17 protein-coding genes are annotated in these 22904 nt (G+C 60.2%); 13 read left to right on the top strand and 4 right to left on the bottom strand.

Features of this window, described 5'->3' with window-relative positions:
• Positions 1–12: 12 nt before the first annotated feature.
• On the bottom strand, positions 13–1575 hold the full coding sequence (locus FXN63_RS12775; RefSeq protein ID WP_148815377.1) for an ABC transporter substrate-binding protein: 1563 nt from the start codon (positions 1573–1575) through the stop codon (positions 13–15).
• Positions 1576–1857: 282 nt separating this feature from the next.
• Between FXN63_RS12775 and FXN63_RS12770 the strand changes: the two genes are divergently transcribed.
• From FXN63_RS12770 to FXN63_RS12715, 12 genes are all read left to right on the top strand, one after another.
• Complete coding sequence (locus FXN63_RS12770) at positions 1858–2772, top strand: ABC transporter permease (protein WP_148815375.1); 915 nt, start codon at positions 1858–1860, stop codon at positions 2770–2772.
• Positions 2769–3653, top strand: coding sequence for an ABC transporter permease (locus tag FXN63_RS12765; protein ID WP_148815373.1), 885 nt, complete (start codon positions 2769–2771; stop codon positions 3651–3653). Before FXN63_RS12770 ends, FXN63_RS12765 begins: the two co-directional genes overlap by 4 nt.
• Positions 3650–4756: an ABC transporter ATP-binding protein gene (locus tag FXN63_RS12760; protein WP_148815371.1), complete on the top strand. Its 1107-nt coding sequence runs from the start codon at positions 3650–3652 to the stop codon at positions 4754–4756. The genes FXN63_RS12765 and FXN63_RS12760 overlap by 4 nt, the downstream gene beginning before the upstream one ends.
• The gene (locus tag FXN63_RS12755; RefSeq protein WP_148815369.1) at positions 4753–5706 is read left to right on the top strand and encodes an ABC transporter ATP-binding protein; all 954 of its coding nucleotides are present in this window, start codon (positions 4753–4755) and stop codon (positions 5704–5706) included. Before FXN63_RS12760 ends, FXN63_RS12755 begins: the two co-directional genes overlap by 4 nt.
• 31 nt (positions 5707–5737) lie before the next feature.
• On the top strand, positions 5738–6523 hold the full coding sequence (locus tag FXN63_RS12750) for an SDR family NAD(P)-dependent oxidoreductase (protein ID WP_148815367.1): 786 nt from the start codon (positions 5738–5740) through the stop codon (positions 6521–6523).
• A gap of 53 nt (positions 6524–6576) precedes the next feature.
• A complete protein-coding gene (locus FXN63_RS12745; protein ID WP_148815365.1) occupies positions 6577–7431 on the top strand; it encodes an AraC family transcriptional regulator in 855 nt (284 codons plus the stop codon).
• Between the two features lie 51 nt (positions 7432–7482).
• Entirely contained in the window at positions 7483–7890 is a 408-nt protein-coding gene (locus FXN63_RS12740; RefSeq protein ID WP_148815362.1) for a DUF2000 domain-containing protein, read from the top strand.
• Positions 7891–8193: 303 nt separating this feature from the next.
• Complete coding sequence (locus FXN63_RS12735; RefSeq protein WP_148815360.1) at positions 8194–9969, top strand: MFS transporter; 1776 nt, start codon at positions 8194–8196, stop codon at positions 9967–9969.
• 4 nt (positions 9970–9973) lie between these two features.
• Positions 9974–11146 carry an HlyD family secretion protein gene (locus FXN63_RS12730; RefSeq protein ID WP_148815358.1) on the top strand — a complete coding sequence of 391 codons (1173 nt, stop codon included), beginning with the start codon at positions 9974–9976 and terminating at the stop codon, positions 11144–11146.
• A gap of 113 nt (positions 11147–11259) precedes the next feature.
• Positions 11260–12672, top strand: coding sequence for an efflux transporter outer membrane subunit (locus FXN63_RS12725; RefSeq protein WP_246165124.1), 1413 nt, complete (start codon positions 11260–11262; stop codon positions 12670–12672).
• Between the two features lie 235 nt (positions 12673–12907).
• Positions 12908–14770, top strand: a complete 1863-nt coding sequence (locus FXN63_RS12720; RefSeq protein ID WP_148815356.1) for an AAA family ATPase — start codon at positions 12908–12910, stop codon at positions 14768–14770.
• 29 nt (positions 14771–14799) lie between these two features.
• The gene (locus FXN63_RS12715) at positions 14800–16107 is read left to right on the top strand and encodes an McrC family protein (protein WP_222864050.1); all 1308 of its coding nucleotides are present in this window, start codon (positions 14800–14802) and stop codon (positions 16105–16107) included.
• Positions 16108–16195: 88 nt separating this feature from the next.
• Here FXN63_RS12715 and FXN63_RS12710 read toward each other — a convergent pair whose 3' ends face one another.
• The 3 genes from FXN63_RS12710 to FXN63_RS12700 all read right to left on the bottom strand — a co-directional run bounded on the left by FXN63_RS12710 (position 16196) and on the right by FXN63_RS12700 (position 21455).
• The gene (locus FXN63_RS12710; RefSeq protein ID WP_148815353.1) at positions 16196–17632 is read right to left on the bottom strand and encodes a DUF7017 domain-containing protein; all 1437 of its coding nucleotides are present in this window, start codon (positions 17630–17632) and stop codon (positions 16196–16198) included.
• Complete coding sequence (locus tag FXN63_RS12705) at positions 17632–19788, bottom strand: ATP-dependent DNA helicase (protein WP_148815350.1); 2157 nt, start codon at positions 19786–19788, stop codon at positions 17632–17634. The genes FXN63_RS12710 and FXN63_RS12705 overlap by 1 nt, the downstream gene beginning before the upstream one ends.
• A gap of 353 nt (positions 19789–20141) precedes the next feature.
• A complete protein-coding gene (locus FXN63_RS12700) occupies positions 20142–21455 on the bottom strand; it encodes a methyl-accepting chemotaxis protein (RefSeq protein WP_222864049.1) in 1314 nt (437 codons plus the stop codon).
• Between the two features lie 380 nt (positions 21456–21835).
• On the opposite strand from FXN63_RS12700, the gene FXN63_RS12695 reads away from it, so the two are divergent.
• Positions 21836–22681 (top strand): aldo/keto reductase, encoded by an 846-nt coding sequence (locus FXN63_RS12695; protein ID WP_148815346.1) that lies wholly within the window; start codon positions 21836–21838, stop codon positions 22679–22681.
• Positions 22682–22904 lie beyond the last annotated feature (223 nt).

Here is a 22904-nt window from a genome sequence, read left to right as displayed (position 1 = left end):
CATCCACCGACATTACTGGCCCGGCTTGATGGTCAGATCTTCATACGGGCCGGTGTACGGGTTGTCCGGAATCAGGTTGACACCATCCACGCCCACACGCGGACCAGTCACGATTACGAATGCGTATTCCAGCACCGGCAGGAAGCGCTGACGCTCGCTCAGCAGCGTCTGCACCTGGGCCAGCTGGGCTGTACGCTTTTCCTTGTTCAGTTCGCGCGATTGCTGGTCCAGCAAGGTGTCGATGTCGGCATCTTTCACGTAGGACATCGATCCGCCAGTGCGTACAAACTGGTCCAGACGCGTAGCCGCATTGCCCGGCGCGCCAGAGCCGGTCAACACCAGGCCGGTCAGCTTTTTCTCGGCAACCTGCTTCAAATGCGCCGCACGTTCGCTGGGGCGAAGCTGCACACGAATGCCGACTTCGGCCAGGTAACTTTGCACCGGCTCGCCAATCTGGTCGCTGGCATCGGTGTGCAGGAAACCGCCATCGAAGCCATTCGGGTATCCCGCTTCGGCCAGCAGCTTCTTGGCGCGGGCTGGGTCGTAGACCGACTGCGGCGGGTTCCAGTAGAAGGCCATGGCTTGCGGAATGGCGCTGTACGACTCGCGGGCCAGGCCCATGTACGACGCATCGTTGATCGCCTTGCGATCCACCGCAATGTCCGCGGCCTCGCGCACTTTCGGATTGCTCCAGGGCGATTTCTCGTCGTATTGGCTGGCGAAAACGATGAAATTCGTCACCGGAATATTCGCGGTCTTCAGCGTCAGGCCCTTGGTACGGCGGGCTTCCTCGCCCAGTGCACCGGTCAGCGCGTAGGCAAAATCGACTTCGCCGCGTTTGATCGCCGCCAGTCGCGTGGCCGGGTCGGGGATGTAGCGGAACACCAGGTTCTTCACGTTCGGCGTCTTGCGCCAGTAGTGCTCAGAGGCCTCGAAGTTGAATTCGATGCCGGGTTTGAATGCCTTCAAGCGGTACGGGCCAGCACCGATCGGTGCTTTCTTGAAGCCTTCATCGCCCACTTCTTCGATGTATTTCTTGGGCAAGACCCAGGCTGCGCCGGTTGCGGTCGTGCCGTAGAAGGTCAGGAAATCGGGCCACGGCTCTTTGAGCTTGAAGCGCACGCGCAAAGGATCAAGGACCGCGACTTCCGCCACCTTGTCTTTCAACAGCTTCGCACCGGCACCGCGATAGCGGTCGAACGAGAACTTCACGTCCTCGGCAGTCAACGCATCGCCATTCTGGAATCTCAGATTCGGACGCAGCGTAAAGGTGTAGGTCAGGCCGTCATCGCTTTGTTCAAGTTTGTCCGCCAGGCTCAGGCCCGACGGGTTGCCCGCGATCGGTCGGATCACTGCATCGTGTTGCGCATATTGCAACAACAGGGGCGCGCCGGTTCCCGGGGTCTCGCCCGGATCGAAGAAGGTGCTGGTCAACGACAGGCTCAGGCCCCAGGTCAGGGTGCCCTGGGGCGCAGCAGGCGCTGCCGCATTGGGCGCAGCGCCGAACATCAGCGTGGCGGCAGACACGGCGGCGATACGACGGACGAATTTATTGAACGCGAAGGTGTTGAACATAATGCGAAGCGAGTCGATGAAGCTGGCGGAATGTATCAAGCAGCGCGCGGCTTTATATCGACGCAATTTCTATTAGTAAATTTCTTGTTAGTAAATCCATAACGGTTATTTGTTATGTAGCAGCAGCACGCCGTAGCATGCGGCACGCGATCCCCGGCCCACCTGCCGTCATCACGGCCGTGTTAATCGCGTGGGCAGCTGCTGACCGCCCGTCGCAATCGGGGCTGGACACGCAACAGGCCCACCGGCTTTTCGTGCCAACAAAGCCACTTCTTCAGATTCATGCTTCGGTTTTTCTACACCCGCGTCGGCTATGCCGTCGTCTCGCTGTTCGTGCTGACGTTGACAGTTTTTCTGCTCACCCGTCTCACCGGCGACCCCACCCTGATGTTGCTCGAACCTGGTGCCAGCGCCGCAGACATTGCCGCGCTGCGCACTCGCCTGGGCCTGGATCACTCGCTGCCCGTGCAGTTCTGGTTCTTTGTCGTGGACGCGCTGCAGGGTGACTTCGGCACATCCATCTATCACGGCATGCCCGTGATCGACCTGTACCTGGAACGACTGCCCAATTCCTTGATGCTTGCCGGTCTGGCCTTCATCTGGTCGCTGGCGCTTGGCCTGGCCTGTGGGGTGCTGGCGGCCTTGTACGCCAATACCCGTTGGGACCACGCTATCCGCTTCGTGGCCTTGGGCGGACTGGCCATGCCGCCATTCTGGCTGGGCATGTTGCTGGTGCTGTTCTTCTCGGTCCGGCTTGACTGGCTGCCCTCGTCTGGCGACGGTGGCTGGGCCAACTTCGTGATGCCCGTCATCACCCTGGGTTGGTACTTCTCGGCGGCCTACATGCGGCTGACCCGCTCGTCGATGCTGGAAGTGCTGTCTTCCGATTACGTGAAACTGGCCCGCCTGAAAGGCCTGCGTCCGTGGACCGTGATCATGCAGCACGCGTTTCGTAATGCCGTGATTCCAGTGCTGACCCTGGCCGCCATCAACCTGGTGTCGATGGTGAATTCGGCCGTGGTGGTGGAAACGCTGTTTGCCTGGCCGGGCATTGGCCGGCTGCTGTACGAAGGCATTTCCTTCCGTGACTTCCCCGTCATTCAGACCACCGTGCTGCTGTCCGGCGTCATGATCATTCTCGTCAACCTGCTGGCTGACCTGCTGTCGTCCGCGCTCGATCCAAGGATTCGCCTGTGAGCGCCCTTCCCGCTTCCGCTGCAGTGCCCGCCGCCCCCCGAAAGGCGCGCTGGCGCGGCTTGCCGTATATCGCCTTTGCCATCCTGGGTGTGTTCCTGATCATGGCATTGGGCGCAGATTTCATTGCCCCGCACAACCCCGAACGCGCCGCCTTGTCCTTGCGTTACCTGCCGCCCGCCTGGGTAGACGGCGGACGCGCTGCTTACTTTCTTGGCACCGATCACCTGGGGCGTGACGTGTTGTCGCAACTGATTTTCGGTGCCCGTATCTCGCTGATCGTGGGCGGTACGTCGGTCGTCATCGCGGGCGTGTTGGGCACGGCCATCGGCATTGCCGCAGGGTATCTGGGCGGCTGGTTCGATCAGGTGATGATGCGCCTGGTGGATGCCTGGCTGGCGCTGCCTTCGCTGGTGTTCGCCATCTTTCTGGCGGCAGTTGTCGGCCCCAGCGAAACAAATCTGGTGGTGATTCTGGCGGCCGTTTACTGGACCCGATACGCACGGGTGGTGCGCAGCGAGGTGCTATCCCTGCGTGAACGCGACTTCGTGCGGCTGGCAATCGTGGCCGGTGCGTCGCCGTCGCGCATCATGGCGCGTCATCTGTTGCCCAACGTCGCCAACACGGCGATTGTGCTGGCCACCTTGATGCTGGGTTCCGTGATCGTGACCGAAGCATCTTTGTCTTTCCTGGGCGTAGGCGTACCGCCACCACGCCCGGCCTGGGGGCTGATGCTGTCCGACGGCCGCAAGGGCTTGATGGCGGGCTACTGGTGGCTGACGGTGTTTCCCGGCCTGTGCATCATGTTGGTGGTGCTGGCCGCGAGCCTGATTGGCGACTGGCTGCGCGACCGCCTTGACCCGTCTCTGAGGCCGCTGTCATGAGCGAGCAGATCAACAGCATTACGGGCACGTCCGACGCGCCTTTGCTCTCGGTCACGGACCTGGGCGTCGCCTACGACGGTGGACGCATCCCCGTCTTGTCGGGCGTGTCCTTCTCGCTGGCGGCCGGGCGCACGCTCGGCGTGGTTGGCGAATCCGGCTGTGGCAAAAGCACGCTGGCGCAAGCCTTGGTGCAATTGCTGCCTGCGGGCGCGGTGCGCACTGGCGGTCGAATCGACTTCAACGGCCGTGAGTTGACTGCCTTGCCGGAAACCGCGCTGCGCGACATACGCGGAAAAGACATCGCGATGATTCTGCAAGACCCCTTGTCGTCGCTGAACCCGCTGCTGCGCATCGGTACGCAGATCGCGGAAGTGTCGCAACGGCATTTGAAGCTGCCGCGCCGCAGTGCCTGGGACCGTGCGCGCGAGCTGCTGGCCAGCGTGCGGCTGTCGGAACCGGCGCAGCGCCTGCGCGAATATCCGCACCAGTTGTCGGGCGGCATGCGCCAGCGCGTGGCTGGCGCGATTGCGCTGGCGGCCAGCCCGAAACTGCTGATCGCCGACGAACCCACCACTGCGCTCGACCCGACGGTGCAAGTGCAATACCTGCGTCTGCTGAAAGGCTTGCAGCGCGAGCATGGATTTTCGATGGTCTTCATCACGCACGACCTGGGCGTCGTGGCCAATATCTGCGACGAGGTCGCGGTCATGTACGCCGGTCGCATCGTTGAACTGGGCACAACTGCCGATATCTTCAAGACGCCCGCCCATCCTTACACCCGTGCATTGCTGGACTCACTGCCGCGCATCGGCGAACGTGCTGGGTCGCTGCGGGCAATTTCCGGCCAGCCACCACGGCCGGGTCAGGTGACAGGCGGCTGTGCGTTCGCGCCGCGCTGCCCGCATGTGATGCCGAAGTGCCGGGAAGCATCGCCGACCTTGTTGGCCTCCGTGGCTGCTGATCTGTCACTTGACTCCTCAGTTGCATCCTCGGTTGCCTCATCACCTGTCCCATCATCACCAGCGTCAACCGCCACCACGCGCGCCCGTCGCAGCTTGGCCGCCTGTTGGTTGACCCAAGTTCCCGCAGAGGCACACGCATGAGCGCCCTGCTGGAACTTCGAGACATCACCATGCACTACCCGGTGCGGGGAACGCGCAACGTGGTGCGTGCGGTCGATGGCGTTTCGCTGTCGATCCAACCCGGCCAGACCGTAGGCTTGGTGGGCGAATCCGGCAGTGGCAAATCGACGATTGCCAAGCTGGCGTTGAAACTTCAGGAACCCACATCGGGCGAACTGCGGTTCCAGGGCGAATCGCTGAAGGGCGTGAAGGGACGCGCACTGAAGCCCTTCCGCCAGCAGGTGCAGGCCGTCTTTCAAGACCCCTATGCGTCGCTGAATCCCCGCCTGCGCATCGGCGAAACCATTGCCGAGCCGCTGCTGGCGTCAGACGAACGTCTGAGCGCCTCGCAGCGCGCCGAACGCGTGGCCGAGGCGCTGGCGGCAGTTGAACTTCCCGCCGATGTTGCCCAGCGCTATCCGCACCAGTTTTCTGGCGGCCAACGTCAACGCGTAGCGATCGCCCGCGCCCTGATTCTGAAACCCTCGCTGGTGGTGCTGGACGAGCCAATCTCAGCCTTGGATGTGTCCATCCGCGCGCAGATTTTGAATCTGCTGGCCGAGCTGCAGCAGAAACACCGTCTGGCCTACCTGTTCATCGCGCACGACCTGCCTGCAGTCGGCGCAATCAGCGACGTGATTGCAGTGATGTATTGCGGTGAACTGCTGGAAACCGGCCCGGCAGCCGGCATCGCCACCCAGCCCCGCCACCCCTACACACGCATGCTGTTTGCGTCAGTGTTGACGCCCGATGGCGACCAGCAAGCCTGGAACACGGCCGAGCCCGTCGGGGAGCCCGCCAGCCCCACCAATCCGCCCTCGGGCTGCCGCTTCCACCCGCGTTGCCCCGAGGCAATCGCGCGTTGCCGCAGCGAATCGCCCTTGGCCAGACAGGTAGGTGACCGCGTGGTGCGCTGCCACCTCGTCACCTGATCAAGACAACCATCCCCCCAGAGACTCACTCATGGATCTTGGTATTCAAAACCGGCTTGCCATCGTCTGCGGTGCCAGCCGTGGACTGGGTCGAGCCATTGCCACCCGACTTGCCGCCGAAGGCGTGAACCTGGTGCTGGCCGCCCGCAGCGCCGGTCCGCTGGAAGACGCGGCCCAGGCAATCCGGGCGGCCCACGGCGTAGAAGTGCGCACCGTGGTCACCGACCTGTCCACCCCAGACGGCCGCGCCACCTTGCTGGCGGCCGCGCCCAATCCGGACATCCTGGTGCATAACGGCGGTTGGCCCACCACCTGGGGCCACGACTTCCGCAAATGGACCCGTGCCGACTGGCTGGCTGCGACTGACGCCATGCTGCTTGGGCCCGTCGAGCTAATCACAGGCGTGCTGGACGGCATGATCGAACGCCGTTTCGGCCGCATCATCGCCGTGACCTCACGCTTCGTGAAAGAACCGCCTCTGTCATTGGCGCTGTCCACCAGCCCACGCCTGGGTCTGGCCGGATTCATGGCAGGCATCGCACGCGAAGCCGCGCCCTACAATGTCACGGCAAACGCCGTGTTGCCGGGCATCTTCGCGACTGAGACCCAGGTAGAACACGGCCATGCACTGGCAAAGGCGCGCGAGCAAACCATCGAGGAAGTGTGGCGCGACCGCGCGTCCACCAATTCCGCCAAACGCTTCGGCACGCCAGAAGAATTTGCCGACCTTTGCGCTTACCTGAGTTCGGCGCAGTCGGGTTTTGTGACCGGCCAGAACATCTTGATCGACGGCGGCGGGTATCCGGGCGTGTTCTGAACCAAGAACCCGCCGCGTCGCCCGCGCATTTCACGCACAGGGACGCACGCAACATGAGCACCGGCAAGCGGCGCACGGCAAACGAAGACTGGGTCCAGATCCGCCGCGACCCGGACACCGGCATTGAAAGCGTACACGCGCACTTCCGTGGTCACGCCTACGACCCGCACGACCATGACGAAGTGCTGGTCGGCATCACCCACCAGGGCGTCCAGCGCTTTCGCTGCCATCGTTCCGTTCACACCAGCACGCCGGGGCGCGCCATGCTGATCGAACCGGGCGCGGTCCATGATGGACATGCACCGGAAGACGTCGGTTTCACTTACGGCATGCTGTACCTGCCGCAAGCATGGGTGGCCAGCATGATGCAACGGCTGGGTCAGTGGGATGCGTCAGCCATTTTGCCGGCCTTTCGCAATACGCTGACCGACGATGCCTTGTTGAGCAAGGCCATTCAACAAGCTTTTCTGGCGATACATCAAAGCGAAGGCCGTTTGGCAAGAGATCAGAGTCTGGACCGGATGATGGGGCTGATGTCGACGCATCTGCATACCCGGGCTCCCTTGGACAGCAATGATTCGGCGGCCCAGCTGGGGCGCGCACAGGAATTTCTGCACGCCCAGATGGGCCGCGACATTGGTCTGGACGAGCTGGCCAGCCATTCCGGCATCGACCGGTTTCGGCTCAGCCGGCAGTTCAGCCGAAGCTTTGGCCTGTCACCCCACGCCTACCTGGTCAGGCTGCGACTGCGCAAAGCGCGCGCCCTGCTTGCGGGCGGCCAAGACCCGGCGCAAGTGGCCCTGGAGGTCGGTTTTGCCGACCAAAGCCACATGGGCCGCTGGTTCCAGCGCGCGTACCGCATCACGCCCGCCGCCTACCGACGCCACTGCACAAACGTTCTAGATTGAAAACACGCACGCTCCGATCATGGCTGCCCTGACCTTGATTGGAATGTTTTCGTGTTCGATACCAAAGTAGCCCTGATCGTCCGCAACGATCTGCCCACGTGGCAGCGTTTGAACGTGGTTGCCTTCCTGGCCACCGGCATCGCCGCCGCCGCGCCCGACGCGCTGGGCGAACCCTACGTAGATGCCAGCGGCCACCGCTACGGCAGCATGCTTGGTCAGCCCATGCTGGTGTTCGAGGCCGATCTGCCCGGCCTGCAGGCTGCGCACCGCGTCGGTCGCGAGCGTGAACTGACCATGCAGCCCTATGTGTTTGCGATGTTCGCCACCGGGCACGATGAGGCCAATCGGGAAGTCTTTCTGGCCGAAGATCCTGCGAATCTGAACCTGGTCGGGCTGGCATTGCGTGGACCGAAGAAGGCGGTCGACAAGGCGGTAAAGGGCTTGTCCTTGCACCGCTGACCTGGTCAAAAGGGGCTGGAGCGGGTTGAGCACAGCGGCTATCAGTTCAGGCGCGATGATCTGAAGGTGCTCAACCACACATTCCCCATATGCCCAGAACACCGACCTAGCAGGGTCACGGGCTTGCAAAAACACTTACAGCTTTACCAGGCCCTGCGGTCGAGATCTGACAGATAAGGTTCAGGTACTTCGTTTTAAGATGCTCGGTTGCGCGTCTGTTCACGTTTCACTTCATACGACGATCGCGCTTCCCGCAAGACTTTCGGACCACGCACGGCGCATCGCCGTGCGGCCAAACCTGCCATGACAACGCCCCCACGAGAATGGCTGCCCCACGAGCGGCCGATGATGCCGGGCTCGCCATCGACGCCCCTGCACTCACCGCCGCTGCGTGTCGCCTACCTGCTGATCGGCATTCTGGTGTCGCTGACTGGCGGGCTGGGCAATGCGCTGGTCAGCGCCAACCTGCTGAACCTGCAGGGGGCGCTGGGCGTCTACGCGGCCGAAGCGGCTTGGCTGCCGGTCGTGTATGTGATGACCAATGTGTCCATGAACCTGCTGCTGGTGAAGTTTCGCCAGCAGTTCGGCATGCGGCTGTTCACCGAGATTTTCCTGGGCCTGTACGCGCTGATCGCGTTTGCCCACTTGTTCGTCAATGACCTGAATTCGGCGATTGCCGTGCGGGCCGCTCACGGCATGAGCGGCGCAGCGCTCAGCTCGCTGGGGCTGTACTACATCTTGCAGGCCTTCCCCGCCAAGCACCGCATGAAGGGGCTGGTGTTGGCGCTGGGCATCACACAGATTGCTACGCCACTTGCCTACATCATGCCCACCACGTTGCTGGAAGTGGCGGAATGGCGCGGGCTGTACATGTTCGAATTCGGCTTGGCGCTGACCGCCATGGGCTGCGTGTTGTGGCTGAAACTGCCGCCCGGCGATCGTTTCAACACCTTCGAGAAGCTGGATTTCCTGACCTTTGCGCTGTTTGCGCCGGGCATGGCCTTGCTGGTGGCCGCGATCGGCCTGGGCCGCACCGTGTGGTGGCTGGAAGCGCCCTGGGTAGGCATGGCGATTGTGGGCGGCATCGTGTTGCTGACCACTGCGTTCATCATCGAGCACTATCGCAAAAACCCGCTGCTGAACACCCGCTGGCTAAGCAGCGCCGCCATGCTGCGCTTCTTCCTGGTGATGATGCTGGTGCGCATTGTTCTGTCCGAACAAGGCATTGGCGTGGTCGCCTTCATGCAGACCCTGGGCATGGGCAGCGATCAGCTGCGCATCGTGTTTGTCTACGTGTTGCTGGGCACCCTGGCCGGCACGGTGGTGTGCGCGCTGATCGTCACCCCGCAACGGGTGGACGCCATCATTGCGCTGGCCCTGGTCTGCATGATCGCCGGTGCCTTGATGGACGCCGACTCTACCAACCTGAAACGCCCTGCCGACATGTTGCTCAGCCAGTTCCTGCTGGCATTCGGCGGCGGCATGTTCCTGGCACCGGCCATGATCGCCAACCTGGGCAGCATCATCAGCCAGCCCAAAAACCTGGTGGGCTTCGTGGTGCTGTTCGGGATCAGCCAGAACCTGGGCGGGCTGATTGGCTCGGCTGCGGTGGGCACCTTTCAGATCGTGCGCGAAAAATTCCATTCCAACGTGCTGACCGAGCAGATGACGCTGCTGGACCCGGATGTTGTCGCGCGTATCCAGGCAGGCGCAGGTGCTTTTGGTCGCGTCATGACCGACCCCGCGTTGCGCAATGCACGTGGCAGCGCGTCTTTGTCCACCGCAATCACACGCGAGGCCAACGTGCTGGCCTACAACGAAGTTTTCATGCTGGTTGCCGCTGTCGCGGCATTGACCTTGCTCTTCGTCGTTGGACACGCCTTGCGCACCAAGCTGCGTGCGTCGGCACCGGCCGCGCCCGCCCCTGCTGCGACCGTGACGCCGGTTATGCCGAATACACCCAACACGCCCAACACATCGACCACGGCCACGGCCAATACATCCGTGTCACCTACCTCATCCACTTCCCCGACGGCAAATTCGCGCATCGACACGACGCCGCTTTCCGATACCGTATAAGCCCATGAGCCGCCCCCCCGACAGCAGTGCCCGTCCGACCCCTGCGCCGACATCGGTACCTGCGCAAACGCCCGCAGCAGCGACGCCTGCCCCGGCACCTGCCCCCGCCCCCGCAGTGCCGCCGCGCAGCATCTTTGCCATCATCGTCTTTGCGCTGATCGCCCTGGCAGGCATTCTGGTCGTGCTGTATGCATGGCGTCTGCCACCCTTTGTCACCCCGCTGCAAAGCACTGAAAACGCCCAGGTGCGTGGCCAGGTCACGTTGATCAGCCCGCAGCTGAGCGGATACATCACGCAGGTGACGGTGCAAGACTTCCAGTGGGTCAAACAAGGTGACCTGCTGGTGAAGATCGACGACCGCATCTTCAAACAAAAAGTGGCGCAGGCCGAAGCACAGGTCGCCGCGCAGAAGGCCTCCTTGAGCAATTCCGCACAACAAAGCCGCAGCGCACAGGCGTCCATCAACCAGGCACGCGCAGGTATCGCCAACGCCCGCGCGCAAGCCGAAAAAGCTGCTGCCGACTTGAAGCGTATCGATGCACTGGTGGCAGACGGTTCCTTGTCGATCCGCGAACGAGACCAGGCACGCGCCGCGCAAGCCACGGCCGTGGCAGGTTCCTTGCAAACCCGCGCGGCGGTTGAAGTTGCCGAAGAAAACCTGCGCAGCGTGACGGTCAACCGGGAAGCGCTGGAAGCCGCTGTTGCCAACGCCGAAGCAGCACTGGAACTGGCTCGTATCGACCTGGCCAACACCGAGATCCGCGCGCCGGTCGATGGTCAGCTGGGCTTGGTGGGTGTGCGCCTGGGCGCGTATGTGAACGCAGGCACCCAGCTGACAGCGCTGGTGCCCACGCAGAAATGGATCGTGGCCAACATGAAAGAAACGCAGATGGCGAACATCCAGCCTGGTCAACCGGCAAGCTTCACGGTCGATGCACTGGAACACGCCAAGCTTCGTGGCGCGGTGGAACGCATCTCGCCCGCAGCGGGGTCAGAATTCAGCGTGATCGCACCCGACAACGCCACCGGCAACTTCGTGAAAATCGCGCAGCGTATTCCCGTGCGGATCAGCATCGACGCCGATCAGCCGCTGGCCGAGCGGCTGCGCCCGGGCATGTCGGTCGTGGTCAGCATCGATACCAGCGTGACGCCGGCGGGTGCCAAGGGTGGTCAGTGATGGCACGTCGTAACGATGAGACGGCTTGCCGCATTGGTGCGCGCGCGTCTGCATATCGGCGCGATGATGCACACACGCTGCACGAATGCGCTGACACTGATGCACCACGGCGAATGTCGACTGGCAAAGGCTGCGCACGGCGCATCCAGGCCATGCTGCTGTCGGCCGGTCTGTCGGCGGCCTTGCTTGCTGGCTGCGCGGTAGACCCCAAACCCGCACCGCCCACCACCGTGGCGGTACCCGCCGACTGGCGTACCCATATCGGCCCGGTTTCCCCAGTTGAACAAGCGTGGTGGCAATCCTTCAACGATCCGGCCCTGAACGCGCTGGTTCGCCAGGCGTTGGACAACAACACCGACCTGCGCACCGCTGCATCCCGCATCGCAGAATACGAGGCCCGCTTGCGGGTAGCTCAGGCTGCCCACGCGCCATCCTTCAACGCCAGCGCCGGGCCGGTACGTTCGCGCGCACGTGGCTCTACGGGAAGAATTGCTGAAACCACCCTCTTCCAGATCGGTGCCCAGGCCAGCTACGAAGTCGACATCTCGGGCCGCCTGGACAAACTCGAAGCCGCCGCCATCGCCGACCTGCAAGGCCAGCGCTACGCCACCGACGCGGCCGCACTGTCAGTCGCATCCAACGTCGCATCCGGCTACCTGAACCTGCGCGGTCTGGATGCACAACTGGCGGTGGCCAAGGCCACGCTGGCATCCCGCACCGAATCCCTGAACCGCGCCAAACACCTGTACGACACCGGCTACAACTCGCGCCTGGAATGGCTGCAATCCGAATCCGAATACCGCGCCGCTGCGGGCGCAGTGCCCCAGTTGGAACGCACCATCGCCCAACAGGAAAACGCCCTGTCGCTGCTGGTCGGAGCCAACCCCGGGCCGATCGCACGCGGCCAGGGACTGGACGGCCTGACCCCGCCCCCATTGGTAAGTGCCCTACCCTCTGAACTGCTGCGCCGCCGTCCGGACATCGCCCAGGCCGAACAGCGCATTGTCTCGACCGACGCCACTTACGCCGCCGCACGCGACCAATTGCTGCCCTCAGTCCAACTAAGCACATCTCTGACCTTGCAAGGCTTGACGCTGGGCAAACTGATTGACGCCCCCACCGTACTGTGGAGCCTGGGCGGCAGCGTGCTGGCGCCCGTCTTCCAAGGCGACCGCCTGCGCGCGCAAGCCGACGTGACCGCCGCCTTGCGCGATCAGACCGTGATCGCTTACGACCAAGTGGTGCTCACTGCATTCGCCGAAGTAGAAAACGCCTTGTCAGGAATAGACCTGCTGCGCGAACAGATTACCGAGGCACAGGCGCGCCGCGATGCGGCTCGTGAAGCCTTGCGGATCGCGCAGAATCGGTATCGCAATGGGTACGCGTCGTATCTGGATCAACTGGATGCGCAGCGCAGCAGTTATACGGCGGAGCAGACGCTGGTGCAGTTGCAGGCTGCGCTGTTGACGGTACATGTGGACTTGTATCGGGCGCTGGGGGGTGGTTGGCAGTCGAGCGGAAGCTGACTCAGCCTGTCAACCAAGTCTGCAATACTGCAACTGTGCAGACACCGATGCCCGTGCATGCGCGAATGCGAGGGCTTATGTTTGATCCGCTCTGATCTAGACCTCGTGGACAAGCCCTAATGACAAAGACCAAATGAATTGACGATAGGCCTAGGGTGGATACCTAAGCAATCTTCGACTCTACGCAGTTACAAATTGGTATGATTTGCCTCACACAGCCGGAGGCGAAAAGAAAATGCGCGAGATCGAATTCAAGACGTGGATGCAAACAGAGAAATACAGTCCCAATACTGTTTCCACTGTTCTTTCAGACGCAAAACGCCTGGATCGTACTTACGGAGACCTCGACGCGCTCTATCTAGACGGTGGCTTGGTTCGCTTATATCAAGAGTTGGCATACTCCAGAGATGATGAACGCGCTGGTAGAGAAAATCCGGCGAAATTTTCTATGGAAGGAAGTCTTTACGACAACCTAGCAACGTACCGACGGACTATTGAGTATTACCGCCGGTTTGCCGAATCTACGTCGCCTGAACGGCTTGCTCAGGCTGTCTCCACTCACACGCCGACAAACCTTATTCTCTACGGACCGCCAGGCACCGGAAAAACGTTCACGACTGCAGAGGAAGCTGTGCGGTTGTGCGATGGTGTGGTGCCCGACGGTCGCGCCGCTGTCGTCCGCAGGTATGAAGCCCTTCGTCAAGAAAAACGCATTGGTTTTGTCACGTTTCACCAGAGTTATGATTACGAAACCTTCGTCGAAGGGCTTCGGCCTGAAACTTCTGATCAGGATGGCAATGGTGCGGGCTTTCGCCTGGAAGCCAGGCCAGGCTTATTTCGCGAGATCAGCGCCTTGGCAGATCACGCACGCTTGCACCCTAAAGGGCCGGATAGTGCCGACTGTGGCATAGCGCTGATCGGTAAACGCTTTTGGAAGATGGGACAGGGCGCGATTGGTTCCGAAGATGATGTCTACGACAAAGCCATTGAAGGCAACTACATCACCTTGGGTTGGGGCGGTGCAGTAGATTGGAGCGCCCCGCAGTTCTCCACCCAGAATGCGATCAAGACCGAATGGCTAGGCCGCAAGCCCAGCGACGTGTCACCCAGCAACTGGACACAAGTGCACGCTTTCCGTTCGGAAATGAAGACCGGTGACATTGTTATCGTCCCTTACGGAAACACAGCATTCAGAGCGGTCGCTGAAGTCATTGGAGACTACTATTTCGACGCGTCGGCGGAGGGCTATTACGCCCACCGCCGCAAGGTCAAATGGCTATTGAAACTGGAAGACCCACTGCCGCTCGATACCATCGTGGAAGGCAACTTCACGATGCGCACGCTATATCCGCTGACCGCCAAGCGCGTTTATCAAACAGCACTTGCCCGCTTGCTTACATCGAATCAAACGACAGTGCCTGATACGGAAAACCCGGTGGCGGCAGACCAATTCGTACTGATCGTTGACGAAATCAACCGTGCGAATATCTCCAAGGTATTTGGCGAACTGATTACGCTGATCGAGCCCGACAAACGATTAGGCATGCCGAATGCCATCACACTGCGCCTGCCCTACTCCAAGCAGGAATTTGGCGTTCCGGCGAATCTCCACATCATCGGTACGATGAACACTGCGGACCGTTCGATCGCGCTGCTCGATACTGCGCTGCGGCGACGATTCCAGTTCCGCGAGGTCGCGCCTGATCCGTCTCAGCTGCCTGCAGACGTGGACGGAGTGTCCTTGCGTCGGGTGCTCGAATCGATCAATGACCGTATCGAATATCTGATCGACAGAGATCACCGCATCGGCCACGCGTTCTTCATGGGCAGCGGTGGTGACAGCCGCACGTCGATCGACTCGACCATGCGCGACAAGGTCATTCCCTTGCTCCAAGAGTACTTCTTCGACGACTGGAGCCGCTTGGCCGCCGTATTGAACGAATTGCCAGAACGGGGCGGCAGCTTCCTTGAATGCCGCATGTTGCCCGATCCGACTGGGCTTGGTGGGGAACTCCGACCAAGCTGGCGAGTCCGCGAGGAGTTTGCACCCGACGCCTACGATCGGCTAGTAAACAAGCAAGGGGCACCGACAACGTGACGTACTTGTGTGTCCATGAATGGGGACGAGTGGCGGTAGGCGAAGGCGGGTTCACGCGCACGCAAGCCAATGCTCTGCTTGCCGCAGCTCGTGGCCATCCAAGCGGCGGCCGCGAAGGCACCCGCATTTTGGAAGACCACCATAAACATCTCACCGCGAAACAGGTGGTAGGTGTACTGGCAGCAAATGGCTGCGGCCTTGAGATTCTTCCGAAAATCGACCCGGCAGCCCCCGACGAGGACGCGAACACAATTCGCACGCGTCTGGTCCATATGCTCGACATTACGCTCGGACTCAACCTGTCGACAGGACATGCGGCAGCAATGGCCCGGCAGGATGAAACGCTGCTCGATATCCTGATCCGCCTGTTCGCCGACTGCCTGCTGGCGGAGGTCCGCCGTGGTCTGCCTCGCCGGTACGCTGAACACCGGGATGATCTCTCAGCGCTTCGCGGCAACATGGACGTCCTGCGCCAATTCACTTTCCATGCCGTGCGCCCTGATCGCTTGGCTTGCCGATTCGACGCGCTTGAAGCAGACACGCCGCTGATGCGCATCATGAAGGCGTGTGTCGTGTCACTCGGTCGACATGCACGCAGAATGGAAACGCAGCGCCAACTGGCCGAGATCAGATACATGCTGGCCGACATTCCCGACGTGCCGATACGATCGCTTCCCTGGGCACAGGTCCGCATTGATCGCAGCAATCGACGCTGGCAGCGTCTTTTCGACTTGGCAGCGCTGTTTCTACGAAGGAAGTGGCAAGCCACGCATCATGAAGACAAGGCAGGCGAAGGAATCAGCTTGCTGTTTCCCATGAATGATTTGTTCGAAGCTTATATCGCCGCTCAGCTACGCAAGGCGCTGGCAGGATCTTGCATCAAGGTGGTTGAACAGGGCGGACGCAGATACTGCCTGGGCGAGTGGCGGGACGATGCAAACTGCAGCGCCGATCTGTTCCAGACAAAGCCGGACATCATCCTTCGCGGCTCAGACGACCGCCCGTTTGCAATCATCGACACAAAGTGGAAGAAGCTGTCAGCCGACCCACTTGATCGCAAACACGGGATGTCGCAGGCTGATGTCTATCAAATGATGGCCTACGCCAGGCTCTACGATTGCAAGAATCTTGTTCTGCTCTATCCGTCATTGCCCCAGCAAGCCAGTGCGGTCCGCGGCGTGTTCGGCATAGCGGGCGGTGCTGAACGCCTAAGTGTCACAACTGTCGATCTGACCGCACAAGCCAACATCGTCGAGGACTTGTTATTGCTCGTTGACACCACGTGTCGGCAACTCAGCAGCGATACTTTCAGGCCTGAGTCGATGCAGGCGGCCTAGAGCGCACCGTCGTAATCTTCGCGTGCCAGCGTAGCCAGAATCCAGGTTTCCTGGTGCCCTACTCTCCCAACACAATCTGCCCAACGCCTTAGCCAGCATCAGCCAATCGATCTGCGATTTCAATCACGCTGACGGCTCGCCAGCCCGTCTTGCCTTCCTTGTTAGTACGGCGGATCGCAAGGCAGTCGACGGCATAGGGACGGCCGGGAGCAAAGCCTTCTGCCAACGCAGGCGGCACAAAGACTGCCTCGCCGGCCGTGCGGATGAAAGCAAAACCTTTGCCCTCACGACGCTCCAGACTACCGGAAAGTGTTTCGCACAAGCCGCGAATCGCCTGACTTGCCGATAACTTCCAATCCAGCGGCGGCCCGTCAGGCGCTGCAATACCCACCTCGACAATAGTGCCCGGCGTCAGGCCGGCCACTTTTGGAAACTTGCGGTGCAGCAGGCCATAGCCTGTATCGACTCCAGTCGCGACATAACTCAGCGCCTTGTCGACGTTTATATGGTCGATCACTCCTGGTGAATAGCTTAGCGTCTGTGCATCAAGTTCTTCCAACAAGGCTTTGGCAGCGGCATCGACCTTGGCGAGCACCTGCATCTGGCCGCTCGCGAGCGCTTCCTGGTACCAATCGCTGGCGATCAGTTGGGCCAAGGCCGGCGGTACTTTGTAGCCATGTTGCTCCCGGTATGTGAGTGCCAGTTTGGCCTGTTCTGCTGCCTCGGCAAAGCGGCTGGCGAGCGATAACCGGGTGGCAAGATGAATACGTAGCTTCGCCACTTCCTGCTCTTCACGAGCCAGGCTTACCGCATGTGCGCAGCACGTAAGCGCGTCGACTGGCCGCTCCGCCTCCAGGATCTCGCCGAGCAGCCCCCACGGCCAGGCGGCCCGCGACTGGCGGCGCAACACAGGTGCCAATCGTTTGATCGCCAGTGCCGATTCACCATGGGCAAGATGCAGCTTGCTGCGGTAATAGTTCAACCACTGGTCATTCGGATCGTCACGCAAGGCTTGTTCGAGAGTACTCAAACCCCACTCGACAGCAGTTTTGTCGATGCCTGCGGCGAGCGCGCCCTCGGCGGCTTCCCGCGCAATTGCGCGGGTAAACCTTTTTTGCAGACTGTCGGTGGTCTTGCCCTGCTCGTTGACAAAAGCGAGCTTGTCTTCGTCCGAGAAATCATCCAGACCGGCCCAACGGGCAAACCCTAGAAATTCCGGCCAGTCCCGCGACACCTTGCCCGTCAGCCGGAGCATTTGCGAAAAGGCACTGTCTTTTCGCAGCGGACCACCGATCTTGGCGAACTCGCGCATCCACGGGGTAAAGCGGGCACTCAACGCAGCCGGCGATAGCTGCTTCTTTTCATAGGCTTCGACGACTTCCTTGGCGTGGTCATAGAGCGCCCACGCGTACGCTCGCAAAAACCACACGTCGCCAACGTTAGCCGGATATTCAGTCCGCGCTTGTTCCAAGGCATCGGCTATGCGTTGCTGTTTGCGCAGCGCAAATATTTCCTTAGCGCCCATTACTGCAGGGCCTGATGCATAAGCATGGAGCGCTGAATCGCTTCATACAGACCCATACTGCTTCCGGGCGTGCCGACTTCGACAGCGTTGGTCCAGGTCTCTGTCCCGTCATAGGTAAAATCGATGTCGCCTTGTCGGTGGCCATCGGCAAAGCTCACCCGCAACCGATACGGCATCGCCTTGTAGTCGGTCCGTCGGATCGACGAACCCGCAAGTGACGCATCCAGCAGATCAAGAAATTCTTGAAGAAAAACCGCTGTCACCGATGAACTCGGTTTACCGGCCAGTGCATGCAAGACCGCCAGCGCGTCATCGGCAAGTGTTTCGTCGAAACCCGCCCTCGGTACTGATGCAGCCCGGCTCAACTTATGTTTTTTATCGTAGTAATACTGCAGTGAGGCACGCTTGCCTTGGCGCGTAACGGTATACCGTTCGCAGTATTGCAAGTGCTGCAGTTGCTCGGCATGAATGCCCTGCGCCTCCCATGCCGCACGCAATTGCTGATGCATGTGCATCAAAGGCGCTGTCGCTGCAGAGAAGGAAAAGCGATGCCAATCAGGATCGCTGATAAACGGGTCGACTGCGGCGATATCCGCAGTGGGTGCGCCCACAGCAGGATTGGTGCTCTCCGCCCAAAGGCCGCTCAGGGCAGTGAAATCAGGCGGAGAAACCACCATCAGTGTCCGGGAAGCGCGGGTAATGGCGGTGTAAGCCCAGCGGAAAAAACCCGCATGGCGAACGCCGGCACCAGCGGGAAAATCGACGATGACCGTATTCCACTCGCCGCCCTGCGCCTTATGACATGTCATGGCGTAGCCGAATTTCACTTGTAGCGCATTAAAGAACGGGTCGGTACGAATTGCCTGATTGAACTCAGGCGTCTTGGCTCGCAATTCGGGATTGCGCCGACGAAAATCGACCAGCAATGCACGCAGTTCCAGCGCCGTAAGCTCCCTGTGGGGCGAGTCAAGCAGGTTCTCCAACAAGAAACACTGCGTTTGCACAATACTGCCATCGCCTGCACGAAATGCCAGGCTAACGTCGCGAAATCGCAGTTCGACGTGATGGCCGCCTTTCAAGGGCACCGACACCTGCATAGCTTGCGGTGCTACCTGCATTACCTTTACCAAGTCGCCATTGCTCAGCATGTGCAAAGGAGAATTCCGATTGATCAGCAGCGTATCGCCACTTTGCATCGGCAAACTGGCATCTCCCCAAAGCTGCTGTCGGACATTACGGTTGTAATCGAGCGCTGTCGCGTTCGACTGTACAACCACGACCGTCGTGTCTTTCGCACGAATGCTCTGTACTACCCGTTCTACCGCGACGGCCGTTTCAACCTTCACGATTTCCTGTCCATCTGGTTTCAAGGAAAACGTATTGAAGCGCTCGGTGCGGATGGCGTCGCGCAGGGCAGTCGCGCGGTCCAGAATCGAACTCCCGCGTGCTTGACGCATAACCGTGAGCAAGTCAAATGTACCTACACGCAGACTGAATTCCGAGCGCAAATAAGCCTCGGATAATGCTGGAGAGGAATTTTCACCTACAGGCGGCAACTGCGCCGGGTCGCCGACAAACAACAACTTTGGCAAATTGTCAGTGGCTCGACCTTGCCGTCTGATCCTGGCGTAGGTAACCAGATCTTTAAGCAATCGGCCAGAACCGAACTGCATGAAATCGCCGTGGGCTTCCTTGTCACCGACCATCGATGATTCGTCAATTATGAACAAGCCCCCCAGCGGTTCGTCCTTTTTCAAGCCAAAAACGATACGCACGCCTGGATCGTTGGCCGACTCGGCCTCCTCGTTCAACTCGACGTCGGTCCGTGTGTAGATGGTGGCATGGATAGTCGACGCCAATGGCACGCCACTATCGGGGCAAGCCAGGACGGCTGCGGTCTTGGATTCTTGCTCGGCCCTGCTGCCGATCATTTGAGTGATCTTGTTGCTGAGAATGCGCGCGGCACGTCCTGTGGGAGCCATTAGCGAGCACGAGAGATTCATTTCTGCAATCGCGGAAACCAACTGGGCAATCAGCGTGGTTTTGCCAGTTCCTGCACTCCCGCGCAATATGAAAGCGTCCTGATCCGGATTGTTCATGAACGCGATAATTGCGTCGAGCGCCAAGGACTGCTCTGGCTGCAGTTGGATGGACATGAGTCGGCCAGCCCCTTCATTCCGGCAAAAAACAGTATCGGCAGTTGCCCAAGATGAGTCGCGCAGCCTATTAATGGGCTGTGCGACTCATCTTAACTGATTACATAGGCTGGTGCGATGAGCTTTAAACAAGCACGAACTAGTTGCTTTGGGCACCTGCGTAGCCATGTAGTTGCTTGACGTGGAGACCATTCCGCCGGAAACACGCTGGTCAATTGCGCGGTATTGGCTGCCAAAAATTCGACTGATCTTGTCAACGAGAATGCCTGCTTTTATTCATGTGCGTTAAGGCTTCCTAACGGCCTTTACCTTGACTTGATCCCGTAGCAAAACATGAGGTTTTGGAAGACGCCTTACGCTGTCGCTCGCCGCGCACCCGGCTGATCCGTCTTGCTAGCAAACACGCTCACCGCGTGCACGGCATTGCTGGCTCCGTTGCGAATCTCCACGATCACTGCGCCGGCCTGGTCAGCAAGCTCTACCCCCTTGGCAGCGCGCGTGTGTGTGTCATTCATGCTGGTGACCGACTCCTGCGTCTCGGACACGATCATGCCAACCATCTTGGCAATTTCAGCCGTCGCCGTGCTGGTGCGCCCGGCAAGTTGTCGCACCTCATCGGCCACCACGGCAAACCCACGCCCTTGCTCGCCCGCACGTGCGGCTTCGATGGCGGCGTTCAACGCGAGCAGATTGGTCTGGTCCGCGATGCCACGAATGGTTTTGACAATCGCCGTAATCTGCTCGGAACGTTGCCCCAGCTGACCAATGATGTTCGCCGACGCGCTGACACTGGACGCGATCTCACGCATCTCGGCGGCGGCGGACTGGATGATCTGCGTGCCATGCGCGGCCGTCTTCTCGGTTTCCTTAGAGATGTGATAAGCCTGCGAGGCACCCAGAGCGTCGGTTTCCTGCTGCTTCACACGCTCGGTAATGTCACTTGCGTACTTCACGATCTTGTACAAACGCCCGGCCGCATCGAACACCGGGTTGTAGCTGGCCTCAAGCCACACTTCGCCGCCATGTTTACCGATGCGTTTGAACTGGCCACGCACGAACTCGCCCGCATTCAAACGCTTCCAGAAAGCCGCGTATTCAGGGCTGTTGGCCAGACTTGGCTCACAGAACAAACGGTGATGCACACCAGCCAGTTCATTGCGCGTGTAACCCATCACGTTCAGGAAATTCTGGTTGGCATCAATGAAACTGCCATCCAGCGCAAACTCCACCGTCGCCATGGCGCGATCCAGCGCTTGCAACTTGCTCTGCGCCTCGCTGTCGCGTTCAACCTCGTTGGTGATGTCCAACGCGTACTTGACCACCTTTGCCACGCGCCCCTGATCATCCAGCACAGGGTTGTAGCTGGCACGCAGCCACACCAGCTTGCCGCTTGCATTCACACGCGGAAAGATCCCCGAGATGAACTCGCCCTGAGCCAGGCGCTTCCAGAAATCGGCGTAATCACGACTCTGGGTAACTTGCGGTGGGCACAGATTGCTGTGCGGCTTGCCCACCAACTGACTCGACTGAAAACCGAACAAGCTCAGAAAGTTGTCATTGGCACGCAGTATCTGTCCCTGGGTGTCGAACTCAATCGATGCCATCGAACGATCTATCGCGGCCAGCAGTGTGGCCTGATCGTTCACCGTAGCCTGAAGGGCCGCCATCTTTTCTTTCGATCCAAAGCTGAACATCGTCGCCTCGTGCAATTCGGGTGGGTTTCAAGCGGGTGGGGTCGAGCACATGCAGCCATGCAGATGGCACATGCAAAGACTACCCTTGCGCCGATAAACCTACGTCAATGTGATGCTGTTTTTTGAAGCAACGGATGGAAAAACCACACATCTGCCAAGGAAATTGACCGCAGCAAACCGCTTCACATAGCCGTTTGAACGATGCATGGACGCCGCACTACCGTCGCGATAAACATCGTTTAATCAAACGCCTCTCATTACGCAGCAAACCCAGGGGCGAACCTGCTGCAACGACAAGCTGAAGCGGTCATACTCGTCTTCATCCATCACCTATATGCACCCCAGGAGCAGGCATGCGAGTAGCGCGTTTCGGTTCGACCCAGGCAGCCATTCCCGTCATCGGACAAGGCAGCTGGTACCTCGACGCAAGCCGGCGAGCAGACGCCATCGCAGCCCTGCGGCGCGGCCTGGACCTGGGAATGCGCCACATCGACACCGCAGAAATGTACGGATCGGGTGCCGCCGAAGCCCTGATCGGCGACGCCATCGCCGGCCGCCGCGACGAAGCATTCCTGGTGTCCAAAGTGCTGCCCTCCAACGCATCGCGTTCCGGCACCCGCGCCGCCTGCGAACGTTCGCTGAAACACCTGAAAACCGACCGCCTGGACTGCTACCTGCTGCACTGGCGCGGCAACTATCCGCTGGATGAAACGTTTGAGGCGCTGGAAGCGTTACAGCAGCAGGGAAAGATTCTGTCCTACGGGGTCAGCAATTTTGATATCGATGACCTGGAAGAAGCGGTTGACTTGATTGGCGACGGCAAGCTTGCCTGCAACCAGGTGCTGTATCACCTGAACGAACGTGCGATTGAACATGCGGTCATTCCGTGGTGCGAGGAACATCGAGTGGCGGTCGTGGCGTACAGCCCGTTTGGACATGATGATTTTCCGGAACCTGATAGCGCCGGGGGGCAGGCGTTGGCTCAGATTGCACGTGGGCATGGCGCAACCGCCAGGCAGGTGGCATTGGCGTTTCTGACGCGGCGGGAGTCGGTGTTTGTAATTCCCAAGGCGTCGAATGCGAAGCACGTGGAAGATAATGCGGGGGCGGCAGCGTTGATGTTGTCGGATGCGGATTTTCAGGTGCTGGATGCGGTGTTTCCACGTGGGAAGAAGCCGCGGTCGTTGCCGATGATTTGAAGCATTTTTTCGAAGCTTAGAACCGCCCGTTGAAAAACCATAGATTGATTCAATACAGCACAGCGCCACCACATAAAAATCAAGGACGATCATAGATCCCGCGGTAAACCTGACATAGGTAGCCGCGGGGAGCTCTACATTCAAACTTGCAAACGTCGATCTTCTCGGAAAGTCAAAGCAATGTTTTCGAGACTATCCAGTCAGCGCCTGGCTAGTATCACCA

It is taken from the genome of Pigmentiphaga aceris (genome assembly GCF_008119665.1).
Classification (GTDB): domain Bacteria; phylum Pseudomonadota; class Gammaproteobacteria; order Burkholderiales; family Burkholderiaceae_B; genus Pigmentiphaga; species Pigmentiphaga aceris.
This window is presented reverse-complemented; position numbering and strand designations above follow the sequence as displayed.

Coding starts and splice junctions, on each gene's coding strand:
- FXN63_RS12775 (WP_148815377.1), bottom strand. CDS start 1,575: ATGTTCAACACCTTCGCGTTCAATAAATTCGTCCGTCGTATCGCCGCC.
- FXN63_RS12770 (WP_148815375.1), top strand. CDS start 1,858: ATGCTTCGGTTTTTCTACACCCGCGTCGGCTATGCCGTCGTCTCGCTG.
- FXN63_RS12760 (WP_148815371.1), top strand. CDS start 3,650: ATGAGCGAGCAGATCAACAGCATTACGGGCACGTCCGACGCGCCTTTG.
- FXN63_RS12755 (WP_148815369.1), top strand. CDS start 4,753: ATGAGCGCCCTGCTGGAACTTCGAGACATCACCATGCACTACCCGGTG.
- FXN63_RS12750 (WP_148815367.1), top strand. CDS start 5,738: ATGGATCTTGGTATTCAAAACCGGCTTGCCATCGTCTGCGGTGCCAGC.
- FXN63_RS12745 (WP_148815365.1), top strand. CDS start 6,577: ATGAGCACCGGCAAGCGGCGCACGGCAAACGAAGACTGGGTCCAGATC.
- FXN63_RS12735 (WP_148815360.1), top strand. CDS start 8,194: ATGACAACGCCCCCACGAGAATGGCTGCCCCACGAGCGGCCGATGATG.
- FXN63_RS12730 (WP_148815358.1), top strand. CDS start 9,974: ATGAGCCGCCCCCCCGACAGCAGTGCCCGTCCGACCCCTGCGCCGACA.
- FXN63_RS12725 (WP_246165124.1), top strand. CDS start 11,260: ATGTCGACTGGCAAAGGCTGCGCACGGCGCATCCAGGCCATGCTGCTG.
- FXN63_RS12720 (WP_148815356.1), top strand. CDS start 12,908: ATGCGCGAGATCGAATTCAAGACGTGGATGCAAACAGAGAAATACAGT.
- FXN63_RS12710 (WP_148815353.1), bottom strand. CDS start 17,632: ATGGGCGCTAAGGAAATATTTGCGCTGCGCAAACAGCAACGCATAGCC.
- FXN63_RS12705 (WP_148815350.1), bottom strand. CDS start 19,788: ATGTCCATCCAACTGCAGCCAGAGCAGTCCTTGGCGCTCGACGCAATT.
- FXN63_RS12700 (WP_222864049.1), bottom strand. CDS start 21,455: ATGGCGGCCCTTCAGGCTACGGTGAACGATCAGGCCACACTGCTGGCC.
- FXN63_RS12695 (WP_148815346.1), top strand. CDS start 21,836: ATGCGAGTAGCGCGTTTCGGTTCGACCCAGGCAGCCATTCCCGTCATC.